Consider the following 16051-nt stretch of genomic DNA (forward strand, 5'->3'; position numbering starts at 1 on the left):
GGAAGGCCCGTGCCATGACACCCGACCAGATCGTCCACACCTTCGTCGACCACTACCACCGCCGGGGCCACCGCGACGCGCCGGAGAGCTCACTCGTCCCGTCGCCCGGCGACCCGGTGCTCTTCACCACCTCCGGCATGCACCCGCTCACCCCGTACCTGCTGGGGCGCCCGCACCCCGGCGGCCGGCGGCTGGTCAACGTGCAACGCTGCCTGCGCACCACCGACCTCGACGAGGTCGGTGACCGGACCCACCTGACCGTCTTCGAGATGCTCGGCTCCTGGTCGCTCGGCGACTACGACATCGCGACCAGCCTCCGCTGGGGCCACGAACTGCTCACCGAGGGCTTCGGCATCGACCCGGGGCGGCTGCACGCCACCGTCTTCGGCGGCGACGACCAGGTCGGCCCGGACGAGACCGCGCTCGCCACCTGGACCGGACTGGGCGTGCCGGTCGAGACGAACGGCGCGGAGAACTGGTGGTCCAACGGCCCCACCGGCCCGTGCGGGCCGGACTCGGAGATCTTCGTGTGGACCGGGGAGGGGCCGCCGGTCGGCACCCCGGGCACCGACGAGCGCTGGATGGAGGTGTGGAACCACGTCCAGATGCGTCACCACCGGCACGCCGACGGACGGCTGACGCCGCTGCCGACGTCCAGCATCGACACCGGGATGGGCCTGGAGCGCCTGGAGATGGTGCTGCGCGGCGGCCGGTCGGTCTTTGAGGGCGCGGGCCTGACCCCGTGGGTGGGCGCGGTCCGCGACCGGTGGGACCTGCGCGGCGAGGACCTGCGGGTGGTCGCCGACCACCTGCGCTCCGCGGTGGTCGTGCTCGGCGACGGGGTACGCCCCGGCAACACCGGCCGCGGCTACGTGCTGCGCCGGCTGGTCCGGCGGGCGCTCACCGTGCTGTGGCGCGACGACCCAGCGCGCGGCCTGACCGAGTTGCCGCTCGACGCGTACCGCGACACGCTGCGCCGGTTCCGGCAGGAGACGGAGGTCGGCCCGCTGCGGGAGCTGCTGCTGGACGAGGAGCGGCGGTTCCGCGGCCTGCTGGACCGGGGCCGGCCGCTGGTCGACCGGGTACGCGCGCGCGGGCCGCTGACCGAGCGCGACTACCACTGGCTGCACGACACCCACGGGCTGCCCCGCGACCTGGTCGACGGCCTGCTCGCCGAGGCGGGCTGACCCGCGCCGGTGGCCGGGGCGGCGCCACGGTGCCAGACTCGGCAGCGGAGACCGCCGCAGCGAGGGATGTGGTCGCATGACGGGGTACGAGGTCCGGCCGGACGTGGAGACGGTGACGGTGCTCGGCGCCCGGGTGACCGTCACCGACGCGACGGCGCTGCTCGCCGCCGCACAGGACGGGCCGGTGGAGCTGCTGGCCGGAGGTGACTTCCCCGCGCCGGTGCGGGAGGTGCGCTGCACCGTGCGGGCCGACAGCCGCGACGGTCGGCCGGTGCACCGCTTCGAGGCGTACCTGCGGGCGGACACCCCGCTGCCCGGCGCCGGCCTGCTCGCCTTCGGGCTGGCCGGGCCGGTCGGGCTGCTGCTGGCCCAGCGGCTCGCCGCCCGGGGCGGCGACGGTCCGGCCGCCGCCGTCGGCCGGGTCGCCGCCGAGGCCGGGCGCCGGCTCGGGCTGCGTCCCGCTGGGGCCACCCTGGTCGAGCCGCCGCGCGACCCGGCCGGCCGGGCGGTGTTGCGCGCCGCCGAGGAGGCCGGCCTGCGTCCGGAGGTCAGCCACGACGGGGCGACGGTGCGGGTACGCGCCGAGGTGCCCAGCGCCGACGTGACGCCGGCGCACCTGACCGCCATGGTCGGCGTGGTGCTGCAAACCGTCCGGGAGCTGGCCGGCGACACCCCGGAGCCGACGCTGCTGCGCGGCCGGTCGTACCCCGTGGGTCACCGCGCGGCGGCGGCGGTGCCGCGCAGCGCGGCGGTGACCCTCGACCAGGTCGGCGGCCTGGCCGAGGTGGTCGCCCGGTTCCGCGAGGTCGCGGTGTCGTTCCGGCACCCGCAGGCGATGGCCCGCTGGGGCGCGCGCCGGCCGCAGGGCATCCTGCTGTACGGGCCGCCGGGCACCGGCAAGACCATGCTGGCCCGGGCCCTGGCCAACGAGATCGGCGCGGACTTCGTGGAGATCCGCACCCCGGAGATCCTCGACAAGTTCCTCGGCGGCTCCGAGCGCAACATCAAGCGGATCTTCCGGGAGGCGCGCCGCTACCGGCGGCCCACCGTCATGCTCTTCGACGAGTTCGACAGCATCATCAGCTACGCCGGCGCCGGCGCCGGCGGCGACGCGGCCAGCCAGGCGGTGAACGCGGTGGCCGGCATCTTCAAGCAGGAGATGAACACCCTGTTCGAGGAGAACCCGGACGTCATCGTGGTGGCCACCACCAACTTCCCGCAGCGGGTGGACGCCTCGCTGACCCGCTCCGGCCGCTTCGACCTCAAGATCGCCATCCCGGCGCCGGACGAGACCGGCCGCGCGGAGATCCTCGCCAAGATGATCCGGGAGCTGATCGACCGGCACGAGCGGCCCGGCTTCCGGATGTTCGCCGCCGACGTCGACCCGGCCGCGCTGGCCGCGACCACACCCGGGCTCACCGGGGCCGACCTGCGGGAGGTGCTGCGCCGGGTGCAACTCGCCAAGGCGCTCCGGGAGGCGACGGAGGGTGCGCCGCCCGCCCCGATCAGTCAGGATGACCTCCGAGAGGCCGTCGCCGGGCTGCGCCGCGGCTGACGACGGTCGACGGAAGGAGACCCGTGTCGTCGTCCACCCTGCTGTCCCGTCGCGATCTGGCGTTCCTGCTCCACGACTGGCTCGACGTCGGCCGGCTCACCGAGCGGCCGCGCTACGCCGAGCACTCACGGGAGACCTTCGACGCGGTGCTGGATCTCGCCGCGCAGGTCGCCGCCGAGCAGTTCGCCCCGCACAACCGGGCCGCCGACGCCACCGAACCGACCTTCGACGGGCAGCGGGTACGCACCATCCCCCAGGTCAAGGCAGCCCTGGACGCGTACGCCCGCACCGGCCTGCTGGCCGCCACCATGGACGAGTCGGTCGGCGGCATGCAACTGCCGCACGCCGTGGCCGCCGCCTGCTCCGCCTGGTTCCAGGCCGCCAACGTGTCGACCGCCGCCTACCCCTTCCTCACCCTCGGCAACGCCAACCTGCTGCTCGCCCACGGCAGCGCGGAGCAGATCGACACCTGGGTCCGGCCGATGGTGCAGGGGCGGTTCTTCGGCACCATGTGCCTGTCCGAACCGCAGGCCGGCAGCTCGCTCGCCGACATCACCACCCGGGCCGAGCCGCAGGACGACGGGACGTACCGGCTGGTCGGCACCAAGATGTGGATCTCCGGCGGGGAGCACGACCTGGCCGAGAACATCGTCCACCTGGTGCTCGCCCGGATCCCCGGCGGGCCGCCCGGGGTCAAGGGCATCTCGCTGTTCATCGTGCCGAAGGTGCTCCTCGACGCCGACGGCGCGCTCGGCCCCCGCAACGACGTGGTGCTGGTCGGCCTCAACCACAAGCTCGGCTACCGGGGCACCACCAACACGCTGCTCAACTTCGGCGAGGGCGTGCACCGCCCGTACGGGCGGCCCGGGGCGGTCGGCTACCTGGTGGGGAAGCCGCACCAGGGGCTGGCGCAGATGTTCCACATGATGAACGAGGCGCGCATCGGGGTGGGCGCCGGCGCCACCGCGCTCGGCTACACCGCCCACCTGAAGTCCGTGGCGTACGCCCGGCAGCGCCCGCAGGGCCGGCCGGCCGCCGACAAGGACCCCACCGCGCCGCAGGTCCCGATCGTGGCGCACGCCGACGTACGCCGAATGCTGCTGGCGCAGAAGAGCTACGTGGAGGGGGCGCTCGCCCTGATCCTCTACTGCGGACGGCTCCTCGACGAGGAGAAGACCGCCCCGGCCGAGGCCGACCGCAGCCGGGCGCACCTGCTGCTGGACCTGCTCACCCCGATCGCCAAGAGCTGGCCGTCGCAGTGGTGCCTGGCCGCCAACGACCTGGCCATCCAGGTGCACGGCGGCTACGGCTACACCCGCGACTACGACGTCGAGCAGCACTGGCGGGACAACCGGCTCAACCCGATCCACGAGGGCACCCACGGCATCCAGGCGCTGGACCTGCTGGGCCGCAAGGTCACCATGCGCGACGGCGCCGGCCTGGAGCTGCTGCTGGAGACCATCCGGGCCACCGTCACCCGGGCCTGGAAGGCCGACGGCGAGGCGGCCGAGCTGGCCGGGCGGCTCGGCGCGGCGGTCGACCGGATCGCCGTGGTCACCCGGCGGCTGCACGGCGCCGGCGACCCCGAGGTGACGTTGGCCAACGCCTCGCTCTATCTGGAGGCGGTCGGGCACGTGGTGATCGCCTGGATGTGGCTGGAGCAGCTGCTCGCCGTCGAGGCGTTGGGCTCGCCGGACGGCCCGGAGGGGGACTTCCTCGCCGGGAAGCGGCAGGCGGCGCGGTACTTCTTCCGGTATGAGCTGCCCCGGACCGGGCCGCAGTTCGACCTGCTGGAGAGCCTGGACCGCACCACCCTCGACACCCGGGAGAGCTGGTTCTGATCGGCGACCTCGTCCCGGCACGGACAGCGGCCGTGCGCGATGAGCCGGCCTAGGACTTCCGGCGGGCGAGCAGCGTGGAGTCGTCGATGTCGACCGTCACGCCGTCGCGGGTCGCCGTCCGCGGCCGCTGCTCGACCACGAGAGCCTCGAAGTCGTCCGGCAGCCCGGGCAGCAGCTCCTCGGCGAGGAACATGGCCCGGTGCTGGCTCGCGGCCAGGTGCGTGAACACCTCGGACGGCGCGTGACCGACGACCAGCAGGTGCCCGCCGGGCGCGACGGCCTCGGCCAGCCGGCGCGTCACCTCCACCATGCCGCCGTCCGGCGGGTGCAGGAAGTGGCTGGTGACCAGGTCGTAGGACCGGCCGTCCGCCGCGAAGGTCCGTGCGTCGACCTGCCACCAGTCGGTGCGGTCGGCGACCCCGGCCTGCTCGGCGTGCCGGGCGGCGCGTGCCAGGCCGTTGGCGGAGAAGTCGGCGCCGGTGACCGTCCAGCCCTGCCGAGCCAGCCAGATCACGTCGCCGCCCTCGCCGCAGCCGACGTCGAGCGCGGTGCCCGGCGTCAGCCCGGCCACCTCGGCGACGAGCTGGGCATTGGGGTTCCCGCTCCAGACCTTCTCCGGGCCGGAGTACCGCTCGTCCCAGGCCGGCGGCTCGAAGATGGCGGCCGCCTCCTCTTCGCTGAGCTGGTGTCCGTGTCCACTCATGCGGCGCTTCCTTCCGGTGCTGCGCGGCGTCCGCCGCGATGCCCACCAGCATCCTGAATGCCCCGGGTGCTGACAAACTTTCTTGCTACTTCGGCAAATCCAGCGGGCGGCGGAGTCCAAGGAGGCGCAGTCGGCCGGGACGTCGGTGCCGGACGGTAGGGTCCGCGCCGTGCCGGCCGCATGGGTGTGCCTCGGCCGGCGTGAGAACATGCGTTCATGAGCAGCGATGTCCCCCTCGAGGTCAGCGCCCTGGCCATCAACGTCACGATCCCCGAGGGACTCCGCTGGACCGACACCCGACGCGGTGAGGAGTTCACGCTGACCACGCTCAACGTCCGGCTCCTGCCCGACGGGCGCCTCGCGGCGAAGGCCTACGGCCGACCGACCGCCGGCGGCCGCGGCACCTACGTGTCGTTCCCCGTGCCGGAGAGGCCCGAGCTGGTGGCCCTGGTCGACCGGGCTGCCAGCCGCGCCGGGACCCTGTGGGCCGCTCACCGCGGTCTCGACTGAAGCTTCGACTGTGGTGACGCGGCGGGCGCGGAGGTGGATCGTCATGGCAGGGACCCGGCAGATCCTGTTCATCCAGGGCGGCGGCGCGGGCGCCCACGACGAATGGGACGACAAGCTGGTCGACAGCCTGAGGCGGGAGCTCGGAGACGGCTACGAGGTCCGCTACCCGCGCATGCCCGACGAGGACGACCCGAGCTACGCCAGGTGGAGCGCGGCCATCCGGCGTGAGATGGCGGCCTTGGACGACGGCGCGGTCGTCGCCGGCCATTCGGTGGGCGCGACGATCCTCATCACCGCGCTCGCCGAGCGACCACCGGAGCGGGAGCTCAGCGCGATCGTGCTGATCGCCGCTCCGTTCGTCGGTGCGGGCGGCTGGCCCGGCGAGGAGTTCGAGCTGCCGCACGACCTCGGTGCGAGGCTGCCGCACGGCGTGCCGGTGCACGTGTTTCATGGCCTCCAGGACGAGACCGCCCCACCGTCGCATGCCGACCTGTACGCCCGCGCCATCCCGCAGGCCCAGCTGCACCGGCTGCCCGGGCGCGATCACCAGCTGGACAATGACCTGAGCGAGGTGGCGAAGGCGATCGGTCCTGACGACCACGGACGCGTCACCCGGGGATAGTCAGGAGCCCTGGACGAGCTCTCGTTTCTGTAACACCCGCGCTCCGCCGGACGAAGAAGGGGTGTAACGGCTACGAGAGAGGACGGCCCGTGCATGATCCTGGCTCAGTGGAGAGTGACATCTCGGGCATCGGAGCCGATCCCGTGGCCTTTGAGATCTTCTACCGGCGGCACGTGGAAGCCGTGGGCCGGTTCGTGGCGCGCCGGGTCGACGACCCCCACCTCGCCGCGGACCTGACCGCCGACGTCTTTCTGGCGGTGATCGAATCGGCGGCCGGCTACCGGCCGGACCGGGGTAGCCAGATCGGCTGGCTGTTCGGGGTGGCCCGCAACGTCATCGCCGACGAGCGGCGCCGGGCAGCCCAGCGGCTGCGGGTGACCGGCCGCCTGGCCGGACGACGGGACCTGGACGCCGACGACATCGCCCGCATCGAGGAACGGATCGACGCCGAGTCGGCGGCTCGCCGTACGTGTCGGGCGCTGCGCGAGTTGCCCGAGCACACCCGGGCGCTGGTCGAGAGCGTCGCCGTGGACGGCCTCACCGTCGCGGAGGCGGCGACCGCGCTCGGGATGTCCCCGGTCGCCGCCCGGGTCCGCCTGCACCGTGCCCGGCGCGTCGTCCGCGCCGTGCTCGCCCGCCCGGCCACCACCCTCGCGTGAAACGGAGACGACGCCATGACCAAGATTGAGCAGTCACCGCACGGTTTCGAGGAGCAGCTCCTCACGGACCTGAAGGTACACATCGTCCGGCGGGCCGAGGCAGTTTCGGCGGCCGGTCCGGTCGGGCACCGTACCCGGTTCCTGCGCGGTTGGCGCCTCGCCGGAGCCTTCGGACTGGCGGTCGCACTGACCGTCGGTGGCCTGGCGGCCCAGACGATGGGGGTGGGTGACCAGCCGCCGCCCACGGCCAGCGCGTCGGAGATCTTCCGACTGGCGGCCGATGCCGCCCGGCAGCAGCCCGAGCTCACCGCCCGACCCGACCAGTACGTGTTCACGGAGGCCCTGGCGACGAGCCGGGAGAGGCCGGACAGCGGCCCGTACACCACCATGCGGGTGCAGATGTGGCAGTCGGCCGGGGGAGTCGCGCACCCGCAGGCGCGTTACCGGCCGGAGAACGAACCGAACGGATGGGGCGAACTGCGGGTGCTCCGGCCCATCGATCCCGCGGATCCCGCCAAGGAGCTCGACGAGCTCCCGTCGCCCGCGTACCACGGCGACCTGCCCACCGACCCGGACCAGCTGCTTCGATATCTTCGGGAACACCCGGTCGACCTGCATCTCCCCGCGGGAGCCGATGAGAAGACCGTGTACGGGAGCGAGAGCATGGCGTACACCACGGCGCGATCGGTGCTCGACGGCTTCGTGCCGCCCGGAGCGCTGGCGGCGCTGTTCGAACTGCTGGCGCGGGAGCCCGGAGCGGTCGTCATCTCGGGCGACGTGGTGGACGCCGCCGGCCGGCACGGGGTGGCGATTCGTATGCCCGGCGTGATCGGTGGCAACAACGACCTCATCTTCGACCGGGACACCCACGTCTACCTCGGCACCCGCAGGTCGGTGGTGCGCAACGGCAAGGAGTCGCCGGAATCGGCCGTTGCGCAACTCCGGGTCGCGATCGTCGACCGGCCGGGTCAACTGCCCTGACCGGTGACGGACTCCCGGTCAGCCCTCGGCGATCAGGCGGTCGCGGACCTCGCGGCGGAGGACCTTGCCGATCTGCGAGCGGGGCAGCTCGTCGACCACCACCACCCGGCGTGGCACCTTGTAGCCGGCGAGATGCTGCCGGCAGGCCGAGCGGACCGAGTCCGGGCCGGCGCCCACCCCGGGGTCCAGCACCACGGCGGCCACCACCTCCTCGCCGTCCCCGGTGGGCAGGCCGACCGCGGCGGCCTCGCGGACGCCGGGGACCCGGAGCAGGGCTTCCTCCACCTCGGACGGGTAGACGTTGAACCCGCCCGTGATGATCAGCTCCTTGATCCGGTCGACCACGGTGACGAAGCCGTCGGCGTCCATGGTGACCACGTCACCGGTGCGCAGCCAGCCGTCGGGCAGCAGCACCCGGGCCGTCTCGTCGGGGCGGTTCCAGTAGCCGGCGAACACCTGCGGGCCGCGGACGAGCAGCTCGCCGGCCTCGCCGGGGGCGCGGTCCCGGGTCGGGTCCTCCGGGTCGACGAGGCGCACCTCGGTGGAGGGGAACGGCACCCCCACCGTGCCCGGCCGGCGGGTCGGGGCGACCGGGTTGCCCAGGGTGATGGGCGAGGTCTCGGTCATCCCGTAGCCCTCGACCAGCAGGCCGCCGGTCACCGACTCCCAGAGGTCCACGGTGGCCGGCGGGAGGGCCATGGCGCCGGAGATCGCGTACCGGACGGAGGTGAGGTCGACGCCGCGTTCCCGGGCCGCGGTGGCGAGCCGCGCGTAGACCGGCGGAACGGCGGGCAGGAAGGTCGGCGGGCGGCGGCGCGCCGCGTCGAGCACCTGGTCGAGATCGAAGCGGGGGAAGAGCACCAGGGTGGCGCCGATGCTCACCGCGAAGGTGAGGCAGAGGGTAAGCCCGTACGCGTGGAACAGCGGCAGCACCGCGTACACCGTCTCGGCGCCGTCGCGCAGGCCGGGCACCCAGGCCCGGCCCTGCGCGGCGTTGGCCCGCAGGTTGCGGTGGGTCAGCACGGCGCCCTTCGGGACGCCGGTGGTGCCGCCGGTGTACTGGAGCAGCGCGGTGTCGGTGGGTCGGGGCGCGGGGTGGTCGGCGGCCATCGGGGCGGCGCCGGCGACCAGCGCCGACCAGGAGAGCGCGTCGCGGGCCGGGGCGGTCATCGCGGCCCGGGCGGCGCGGACCTTGGGCAGCGGCAGCCGCAGCGCCCAGCGCTTGAGCCGTGGCAGCGCCCCGGTCAGGTCGACGGCCAGAACGGTCTCGACCGCGCCCTGCCCGGCGACCAGCGCCGCCACCTTGTCCCACACCACCGCGACCCGTGCGCCGTGGTCGCTGAGCTGGTGGGCGAGCTCGTCGGCGGTGTAGAGCGGGTTGTGCTCGACCACCACCGCGCCGAGGCGCAGCACCGCGTAGAAGGCGACCACGTGCTGCGGGCAGTTCGGCAGCACCAGCGCGACCCGGTCGCCCGGGCCGACGCCGAGCCGGCGCAGCGCCTCGGCGGCCCGGGCCACCTGGTCGGCCAGCTCGGCGTAGGTGGTGGTGGCGCCGTAGAAGTCGAGCGCGACCCGGGGGCCGAACCGGCGGGCGGCGTCGGTGAGCAGGTCCACCAGCGAGCCGGTCGGCTCCGCGATCTCGGCCGGTACGCCCGGGGCGTAGCTGCGCGTCCAGGGCCGCTGCGCGGTCGCGTCCATCGCCGTCTCTCCTCGCTGCCGGATGACGGCCCTCAGCCTAACTTAACCGCCCGGTAACTTACGCCGGAGTAACTTGCTGAGTTCGTCACACGGCGCGGTGCGGCGGAGTGGGGCGCGCCCGGTCAGCGGCGGCCGGCGGGCCGGTGCAGCACCCGCCGGGTCTTCACGGCTGCCAGGACGATGACCACGACCAACGCGACCAGGCCGATGATGATCAGCCAGCGGGCCGCCTCCAGCAGCAGCCCGAGCAGGATGAGCACAACGGCCACGACGCCGACGGTCCAGAGCAAAGCCCGCATGTCACCCTCCCGGGAGTACGGTGGGCCGCCCGCTTTCCCGCTCCGGCTCCCGCCATGCCCGCCCGGGGCTGGGTCATTGCCGGGCCACGTACACGGTGTTCGCGGCCTCCCGGCCCTGCAACGGGTTCGGGAAGCGGACGACGTGCGCCACCGAGGTCGGGAACACCTCGGTCAGCGTCCGCTGGAATTCCGAATCGGGCGGATCGTTCGACCAGAGCGCGAACACCCCGTCCGGGTGCAGCAGCGCGGCCAGCCGGCGCAGCCCGTCCACGGTGTAGAAGTCGGCGTGGCTGGGGTGCAGCACCTGGCGCGGGGAGTGGTCCACGTCGAGCAGCACCGCGTGGAACCGGCGCCCCGGCGCCTCCGGATCGAACCCGGCGCCGTTCGCGACCGCCGCGAAGAAGTCCGCCCGGACGAACCGGGTCCGCGCATCGGCGGCCAGCCCGGCGGCGAACGGCAGCAGGTCGCGGCGGTGCCAGTCGATCACGTCCTCGATCGCCTCCACCACCAGCAGCGAGCGCACCCGGGGATCCTCCAGCGCGGTGCGCGCCGTGTAGCCGAGGCCGAGCCCGCCCACCACCACGTCCAGGGCCCCGCCGGCCAGCGGGGCCAGCCCGAGCCGGGCGAGTTCGATCTCCGCGACCGGGAAGAGGCTGGACATCAGGAACTCGTCGTCGAGCTTGACCTCGTACACGTCGACGTCGAGCGACGGGTCGCGGCGCCGGCGCAGACTGATCTCGCCGATCGGCGTCTCCCGCCAGGCCAGTTCCTCGAAGCGTGCGCCCACCCGTGTCCTCTCCGCCGGTCCGTCACCGGATGCTACCGGCCGGTCGTCCGGTGGCCCGAGGGTATCGGCGGCGCGGCCGTTTTTCCCCGCCCGGCCGCATCGCCGCGTCGGCGACGGGTACGCCCCACGACGACTCGGCGCGGCGGGACCTGGAGCCGTCGGCGGTCGAGGAGGCCGGAGAGGGGAGCGAGCGTGGCGGAGATGCTGGCCGGACGGCTGCACGTGGCCGATCGGGCGCTGCGGATGGAATCGGTGCCGGTGCCCGAGCCGGGGCGCGGGCAGGTGCGGATCCGGGTCGCCGCGGCCGGGGTGTGCCTGTCGGACGTGCACCTGATCGACGGCACCCTGACCCCCCTGTATCTGGGCGGGGACGTGGTGACCCTCGGCCATGAGGTGGCCGGGACGGTGGACGCGCTCGGTGACGGGGTGAGGGGCTGGGAGCCGGGCCAGCGGGTGCTGCTCCAGGCGGGGGAGCGGGACCGGTTCGGCCTCGTGCTCACCCGCGGCGTCGACTACGACGGCGGCTGGGCCGAATACGCCCTGGCTCGCGAGGACACCCTGGTTCCCGTCCCCGATCTGCTCCCGTTCGAGCAGGCCTGCATCATCCCTGACGCGGTCTCCACGCCGTGGGCGGCGGTGACCGAGACCGCCCGGGTCCGGCCGGCGGAGGCGGTCGCGGTCTGGGGCGTCGGTGGCCTCGGCGCGCACGCGGTGCAGTTGCTGCTGCTGGTCGGCGCGGCCCCGGTGATCGCCGTGGACCCGCTGCCGGCGGCCCGGGACCGGGCGCTCGCCCTCGGCGCGGACCTGGCCATCGACCCTGCGGACGGCGGCTTCAAGGACGCCGTGCTCGAACTGGTCGGCACCCGGGGGCTCGACGTGGCGTTCGACTTCGCCGGCGTCAACGCGGTCCGCGAGCAGGCCATGACCGTGCTCGGCCGACACGGCCGGCTGGTGCTCGCCGGCATCGCCAACAAGCCGATCAGCATCCCGTCGGACAGCCGGTTCACCTACAACCGGCAGGCGGTGCTCGGCCACTACGGCTCCGAGGCCGAGCACGTCGGGCAGTTGGTCACGCTCACCGGGCTGGGCCGGCTCGACCTGTCCGCGTCGGTCAGCGACGTGCTGCCGCTGGCGGATGCGCCGGAGGCGGTGCGCCGGGTGCACGAGAAGGAGGGCAACCCGATCCGGCTGATCCTGCGGCCCTGACGGGCCGGGGCGCCGGTCAGTCGGGGCGGCTCGCCACGACGACCGTGTCGAGGGCATCGACCGTGCCGCCGTCGGTGGTGGCCACCGGACGGCGGGCCGTCTCGGCGCGCCGGATGTGCAGCCCGGCGAGCCCGTCGACCACCGCCTCCGGGGTGAGCAGGACGGCCGGGTCCTGCGGCCCACCGGTGCCGCCGGTCAGGTTCGCCAGGTCGTGGCCGACCACCACGAGGCTCCCGCCGGGGCGCAGCGCCTGCTTGGCCGCGGCCAGCACCCGGGCCAGGTCGTCGGCGGGCAGGTGCAGGTAGCTGATCAGCACCAGGTCGTAGCTGCCGGGCACCGGCCGGTACGCGGTCACGTCGGCGACCCGCCACTCGACCGGGACGCCCCGGCCGGCGGCCAGCTCACGCCCCCGGCCCACGGCCACCGGCGAGAAGTCCACCGCGGTGACCCGCCAACCCTGCTCTGCCAGCCAGACCGCGTTGCGTCCCTCACCGGCGGCGAGGTCCAGCGCGGCGCCGGGGGTGAGCCCGGTGACCGACTCGACGACGAAACGATTCGGCTCAGCGCTCCACACCAGACCCGGCGTGCTCGCGTACCGGGTGTCCCAGGCGCTGCTGTCCACTGTGTCTCCTCCTTCGGCGGCCCCACACCGCCATGGTGACCGTACCGGCTCCAGCAAGCGCTCCCACGGCGAGTCCCGCGAACGGGGGCAACTGCTGGGCGAGGACGAAGATGCCCATCACCACCACGAGCCAACCGAACGCCCGGCGCAGCAGGTCCGCCGGCAGCCGACCGGCGAGGCGCCCACCGAGGAGGCTGCCGACCACCGCCGCGGCGGTCACCGCGACCGCCAGGCCCCAGTCGAGGTGCACGGTGGCCAGATAGCCGGCCAGCCCGGCGAACGACTTCATCGCGATGACCACCAGCGAGGTGCCGACCGCGACCGGCATGGGCAGGCCGCCGAGCAGGGCCAGGGCGGGCACCACCAGGAAGCCGCCGCCCGCACCGACCAGGCCGGTGACCAGCCCGACCACGATCCCGTCCAGGATCACCCGGAACACCGGCAGCTCGTGCGGCACCGGCCGGCCCTCGGCGCCGGGCCGGCCACGCAGCATGGCGATCGCGGTGGCCAGCATCATCAGGGCGAAGCCGGTGAGCAGGACCCAGGCCGGGACGAACCCGGCCAGCCGGCCGCCGGCGTACGCGCCGGTCATCCCGGCCAGGCCGAAGATCAGCCCGGTGCGCCAGCGCACGCGGTGGGCCCGGGCGTGCGGCAGCACCCCGACCGCGCTGGTCACGCCCACCACGAGCAGGGAGGTGGCGATGGCCTCCTTGGCCGGGAGGCCGGCCACGTAGACCAGCAGCGGCACCGCGAGGATCGACCCGCCGCCGCCGAGCAGGCCGAGGCTGACCCCGATGAGGACGGCCAGCGCGACGGTCATCAGGAGCATCACCGGGCCTCGCGCAACTGGCCGAGGACGGCGTCCAGGTCGCAGCTCGCGCCCCGGTTGTAGGGCAGCCGGCCCAGCAGCATGCCCATGGCGCAGGTGTTGGTGACGGCGGCGACGGTGAGGCCGGCGCCGATGAGGCCGGCGACCCACTTCAGCTGCGGCGCGAACACCGAGCCGAGGACGCTGGCCAGCACGATCGCGCCGGCGACGAGGCGGACCTGGCGCTCCAGGTCCCAGCGCTGCCGGCCCCGCTTGATCGGCACGCCGGCGGCCTGCCAGGCCGTGATGCCGCCGCCGAGAACGGTGAGGCTGGGCAGCCCGACCCCGGCCAGTGCCTGCTCGGCCTGGGTGGCGCGGGCGCCGGAGTGGCAGACCAGCACGACGGTGTCGTCGAGGTGGTCGCGCAGCTCGGCACGGTGCTCCTTGAGCAGATCCAGGGGGACGTTGTACGAGCCGGGGATGTGGACGGTCTCGAACTCGGCCGGGGTGCGCACGTCGAGCAGTCGCGGGGCGCGCCCGCTGCCGATCAGCTCGCGCAGGGTGGTCGCGTCGATGGTGCTCATGTCTCCTCGTTCCGGAAGCGGACCGCCACGGCGGACGGCAGGGTGGAGCGCCGGCCGGCGCGCGGTCGCGCCGGCCGGTGCTCGGGGTACGGGTTCAGGCCTGGTCGGCCATGGCGAGGCCGGCGGTGGCGGCCGCCGCGAACGCGTCGTCGACGACGACGACCTCGCGTCCGGCGTTGGCGAGCAGGGACGCCGCGGCGGTGGCGCGGTAGCCGGAGCCGCAGTGCACCCACACGGTGCCGGCGGGCACGTCGGCCAGCCGTCCGGGCAGCTCGGGCAGCGGGACGTGCACGGCGCCCTCGATGTGGCCGGCCCGCCACTCGTTGGTCATCCGCACGTCGAGGACGACGTCCGGGGCGGGCAGGCCGGCGGGGGCGTCCCCGGCGCGGGCCGCCGCGAGAGCGGGAAAGTCCGCCATCCGCAGTTCCCGGAGCTGCCCCGGTTCGGCCGCCCACCGCTCGGCCGCGCCGGTGGCCTGGGCGGCCGGGCGGTCGATGCCGATGCGGACCAGTTCACGCTGTGCGTCGGCGACCTGCTCCGGCGTCTCGGCGAGCAGGGTGATCGGCACGCCCCAGTCGATCAGCCAGCCGAGCCAGGTCGACATCGGCCCGTCGAGGCCCAGGCTGACCGTGCCGGCCAGGTGCGCTGCGGCGTACGCCTTGCGGTGGCGCAGGTCGACCACCCACTCGCCGGCGGCGATCCGCTCGCGCAGCCCCGCCGCGTCGGCGCGGGTGACCGGGGTCAGGTTCACCGGGGCCGGCCCGGCGGTGTTCGCCACGCCCATGTGGGCGTAGTACGCGGGGTAGGCGTCGAGACCGGCGAGGGTGTCGGTGACGAACTCGTCGGGGGCGAGCCGCAGCACGGGGTTCGCCTGCTTCTCCCGCCCAATGGTCGACTCGGGGGCGTCGGCCTGGCTGGCCGAGCAGAAGCTGCCGAAGCCGTGCGTCGGCCAGACCTGGGTGCCGTCGGGCAACAGGTCGGCCAGCCGGCGCGCCGACGCGTGCTGGTGGTGGGCGAGCGCGTGGGCGTGCTGGCCGCCGAGCAGGTCGGTGCGCCCCGTGGTGCCGAACAGCAGCGAGCCGCCGGTGAACACGCCCGCCGGTCGCCAGTCGCCGCCGGTCGCCTCGTCGAGCACGTACGACAGGTGGTGGAAGGTGTGCCCGGGGGTGGCGATCACCCGCAGGCGCAGGGCGTCCGAGAGGGGCACCACGTCGCCGTCGTCGACCGGAGTGCGGTCGAAGCCGACCTCGTCGGTCGCGGCCACGAGGTAGCGGGCGCCGGTGATCCGGGCGAGGTCCAGGCCGCCGGAGACGTAGTCGTTGTGCAGATGCGTCTCCACCACGTGGGTGATCCGCACGCCCTTGGCACCCGCCAGGTACAGGATGCGGTCGATGTCCCGCTGCGGGTCGACGACGATGCCCACCCGGCCGTCCGAGGCCAGGTAGCTGCGGTCGCCGAGCGAGGACGTCGCGATCACGGTCACGTCCACTGCCATGTGTGGTGCTCCTTTCGTTTCCCGCATACCCCCGGGGGTATGCGGGAGACAGACGTCCGCCCGGGTATGGGCGCGAAGTACCCGCCCGCGCGACGATCAGGCCGCGCGGGCGGCGGTTTGTTCGGTCAGGCCAGGGCGAGGAAGAGCTTCTCCAGCTCCTCCTCGGTCATCTCCGGCTCCTCGCCCCGGTCGCGGGCGGTGCGGCAGTGCCGCATGCCGGATGCGATGATCTTGAAGCCGGCCCGGTCGATCGCCTTGGAGACGGCGGCGAGCTGGGTGAGCGTGGCCCGGCAGTCCTCGCCGTTCTCGATCATCTCGATGACGGCGTTGAGCTGGCCACGGGCCCGCTTGAGCCGGGTCAGGGCGTCGCCCGTCAGCTCGGGTCGAAGTTTCACCGTGCACCTCCTGGACCCAACATACCCCCGGGGGTACCCATCCCGCCACCGGCTGAGGCGCGGGGGCGGACACGGAGGGTCCCCGGGAGATCGACGGAG

General features: G+C 74.1%; 17 protein-coding genes. 8 read left to right on the forward strand and 9 right to left on the reverse strand.

Features of this window, described 5'->3' with window-relative positions; all coding sequences use genetic code 11:
- Positions 1 to 14: 14 nt before the first annotated feature.
- The 3 genes from ACFYPD_RS30800 to ACFYPD_RS30810 all read left to right on the forward strand — a co-directional run bounded on the left by ACFYPD_RS30800 (position 15) and on the right by ACFYPD_RS30810 (position 4583).
- Complete coding sequence (locus ACFYPD_RS30800) at positions 15 to 1187, forward strand: alanine--tRNA ligase-related protein (RefSeq protein WP_387121182.1); 1173 nt, start codon at positions 15 to 17, stop codon at positions 1185 to 1187.
- A gap of 76 nt (positions 1188 to 1263) precedes the next feature.
- On the forward strand, positions 1264 to 2742 hold the full coding sequence (locus ACFYPD_RS30805) for an AAA family ATPase (RefSeq protein ID WP_387121185.1): 1479 nt from the start codon (positions 1264 to 1266) through the stop codon (positions 2740 to 2742).
- Positions 2743 to 2765: 23 nt separating this feature from the next.
- On the forward strand, positions 2766 to 4583 hold the full coding sequence (locus tag ACFYPD_RS30810; protein ID WP_387121187.1) for an acyl-CoA dehydrogenase: 1818 nt from the start codon (positions 2766 to 2768) through the stop codon (positions 4581 to 4583).
- 49 nt (positions 4584 to 4632) lie between these two features.
- On the opposite strand, the gene ACFYPD_RS30815 is transcribed toward ACFYPD_RS30810, so the two are convergent.
- Complete coding sequence (locus tag ACFYPD_RS30815; protein ID WP_387121190.1) at positions 4633 to 5286, reverse strand: SAM-dependent methyltransferase; 654 nt, start codon at positions 5284 to 5286, stop codon at positions 4633 to 4635.
- A 216-nt stretch (positions 5287 to 5502) separates the two neighbouring features.
- On the opposite strand from ACFYPD_RS30815, the gene ACFYPD_RS30820 reads away from it, so the two are divergent.
- The 4 genes from ACFYPD_RS30820 to ACFYPD_RS30835 all read left to right on the forward strand — a co-directional run bounded on the left by ACFYPD_RS30820 (position 5503) and on the right by ACFYPD_RS30835 (position 8058).
- Positions 5503 to 5796, forward strand: a complete 294-nt coding sequence (locus tag ACFYPD_RS30820; protein ID WP_387121193.1) for a hypothetical protein — start codon at positions 5503 to 5505, stop codon at positions 5794 to 5796.
- A 43-nt stretch (positions 5797 to 5839) separates the two neighbouring features.
- Complete coding sequence (locus tag ACFYPD_RS30825) at positions 5840 to 6418, forward strand: alpha/beta fold hydrolase (RefSeq protein ID WP_387121196.1); 579 nt, start codon at positions 5840 to 5842, stop codon at positions 6416 to 6418.
- Positions 6419 to 6561: 143 nt separating this feature from the next.
- On the forward strand, positions 6562 to 7077 hold the full coding sequence (locus ACFYPD_RS30830) for an RNA polymerase sigma factor (protein WP_387121199.1): 516 nt from the start codon (positions 6562 to 6564) through the stop codon (positions 7075 to 7077).
- Positions 7078 to 7092: 15 nt separating this feature from the next.
- Entirely contained in the window at positions 7093 to 8058 is a 966-nt protein-coding gene (locus ACFYPD_RS30835; protein WP_387121202.1) for a CU044_5270 family protein, read from the forward strand.
- Positions 8059 to 8076: 18 nt separating this feature from the next.
- Here ACFYPD_RS30835 and ACFYPD_RS30840 read toward each other — a convergent pair whose 3' ends face one another.
- The 3 genes from ACFYPD_RS30840 to ACFYPD_RS30850 form a co-directional block, all read right to left on the reverse strand.
- Entirely contained in the window at positions 8077 to 9756 is a 1680-nt protein-coding gene (locus tag ACFYPD_RS30840; protein ID WP_387121205.1) for a long-chain-fatty-acid--CoA ligase, read from the reverse strand.
- A gap of 122 nt (positions 9757 to 9878) precedes the next feature.
- A complete protein-coding gene (locus ACFYPD_RS30845; protein WP_387121208.1) occupies positions 9879 to 10055 on the reverse strand; it encodes a hypothetical protein in 177 nt (58 codons plus the stop codon).
- A 73-nt stretch (positions 10056 to 10128) separates the two neighbouring features.
- Positions 10129 to 10842, reverse strand: coding sequence for a spermidine synthase (locus ACFYPD_RS30850; protein ID WP_387121211.1), 714 nt, complete (start codon positions 10840 to 10842; stop codon positions 10129 to 10131).
- Between the two features lie 201 nt (positions 10843 to 11043).
- On the opposite strand from ACFYPD_RS30850, the gene ACFYPD_RS30855 reads away from it, so the two are divergent.
- On the forward strand, positions 11044 to 12048 hold the full coding sequence (locus tag ACFYPD_RS30855; protein ID WP_387121387.1) for a zinc-binding dehydrogenase: 1005 nt from the start codon (positions 11044 to 11046) through the stop codon (positions 12046 to 12048).
- Positions 12049 to 12064: 16 nt separating this feature from the next.
- Here the strand turns inward: ACFYPD_RS30855 and ACFYPD_RS30860 are convergent, their stop codons facing one another.
- The 5 genes from ACFYPD_RS30860 to ACFYPD_RS30880 all read right to left on the reverse strand — a co-directional run bounded on the left by ACFYPD_RS30860 (position 12065) and on the right by ACFYPD_RS30880 (position 15952).
- Complete coding sequence (locus ACFYPD_RS30860; protein ID WP_387121213.1) at positions 12065 to 12670, reverse strand: methyltransferase domain-containing protein; 606 nt, start codon at positions 12668 to 12670, stop codon at positions 12065 to 12067.
- The gene (locus ACFYPD_RS30865; protein ID WP_387121215.1) at positions 12609 to 13499 is read right to left on the reverse strand and encodes a sulfite exporter TauE/SafE family protein; all 891 of its coding nucleotides are present in this window, start codon (positions 13497 to 13499) and stop codon (positions 12609 to 12611) included. Before ACFYPD_RS30865 ends, ACFYPD_RS30860 begins: the two co-directional genes overlap by 62 nt.
- The gene (locus ACFYPD_RS30870) at positions 13499 to 14062 is read right to left on the reverse strand and encodes a rhodanese-like domain-containing protein (protein ID WP_387121217.1); all 564 of its coding nucleotides are present in this window, start codon (positions 14060 to 14062) and stop codon (positions 13499 to 13501) included. Before ACFYPD_RS30870 ends, ACFYPD_RS30865 begins: the two co-directional genes overlap by 1 nt.
- A 94-nt stretch (positions 14063 to 14156) precedes the next feature.
- Entirely contained in the window at positions 14157 to 15557 is a 1401-nt protein-coding gene (locus tag ACFYPD_RS30875; RefSeq protein ID WP_387121219.1) for a rhodanese-like domain-containing protein, read from the reverse strand.
- A gap of 125 nt (positions 15558 to 15682) precedes the next feature.
- On the reverse strand, positions 15683 to 15952 hold the full coding sequence (locus ACFYPD_RS30880; protein ID WP_387121222.1) for a metal-sensitive transcriptional regulator: 270 nt from the start codon (positions 15950 to 15952) through the stop codon (positions 15683 to 15685).
- Between the last annotated feature and the right edge of the window lie 99 nt (positions 15953 to 16051).

This window comes from Micromonospora sp. NPDC005299, from assembly GCF_042872345.1.
Taxonomy (GTDB): domain Bacteria; phylum Actinomycetota; class Actinomycetes; order Mycobacteriales; family Micromonosporaceae; genus Micromonospora.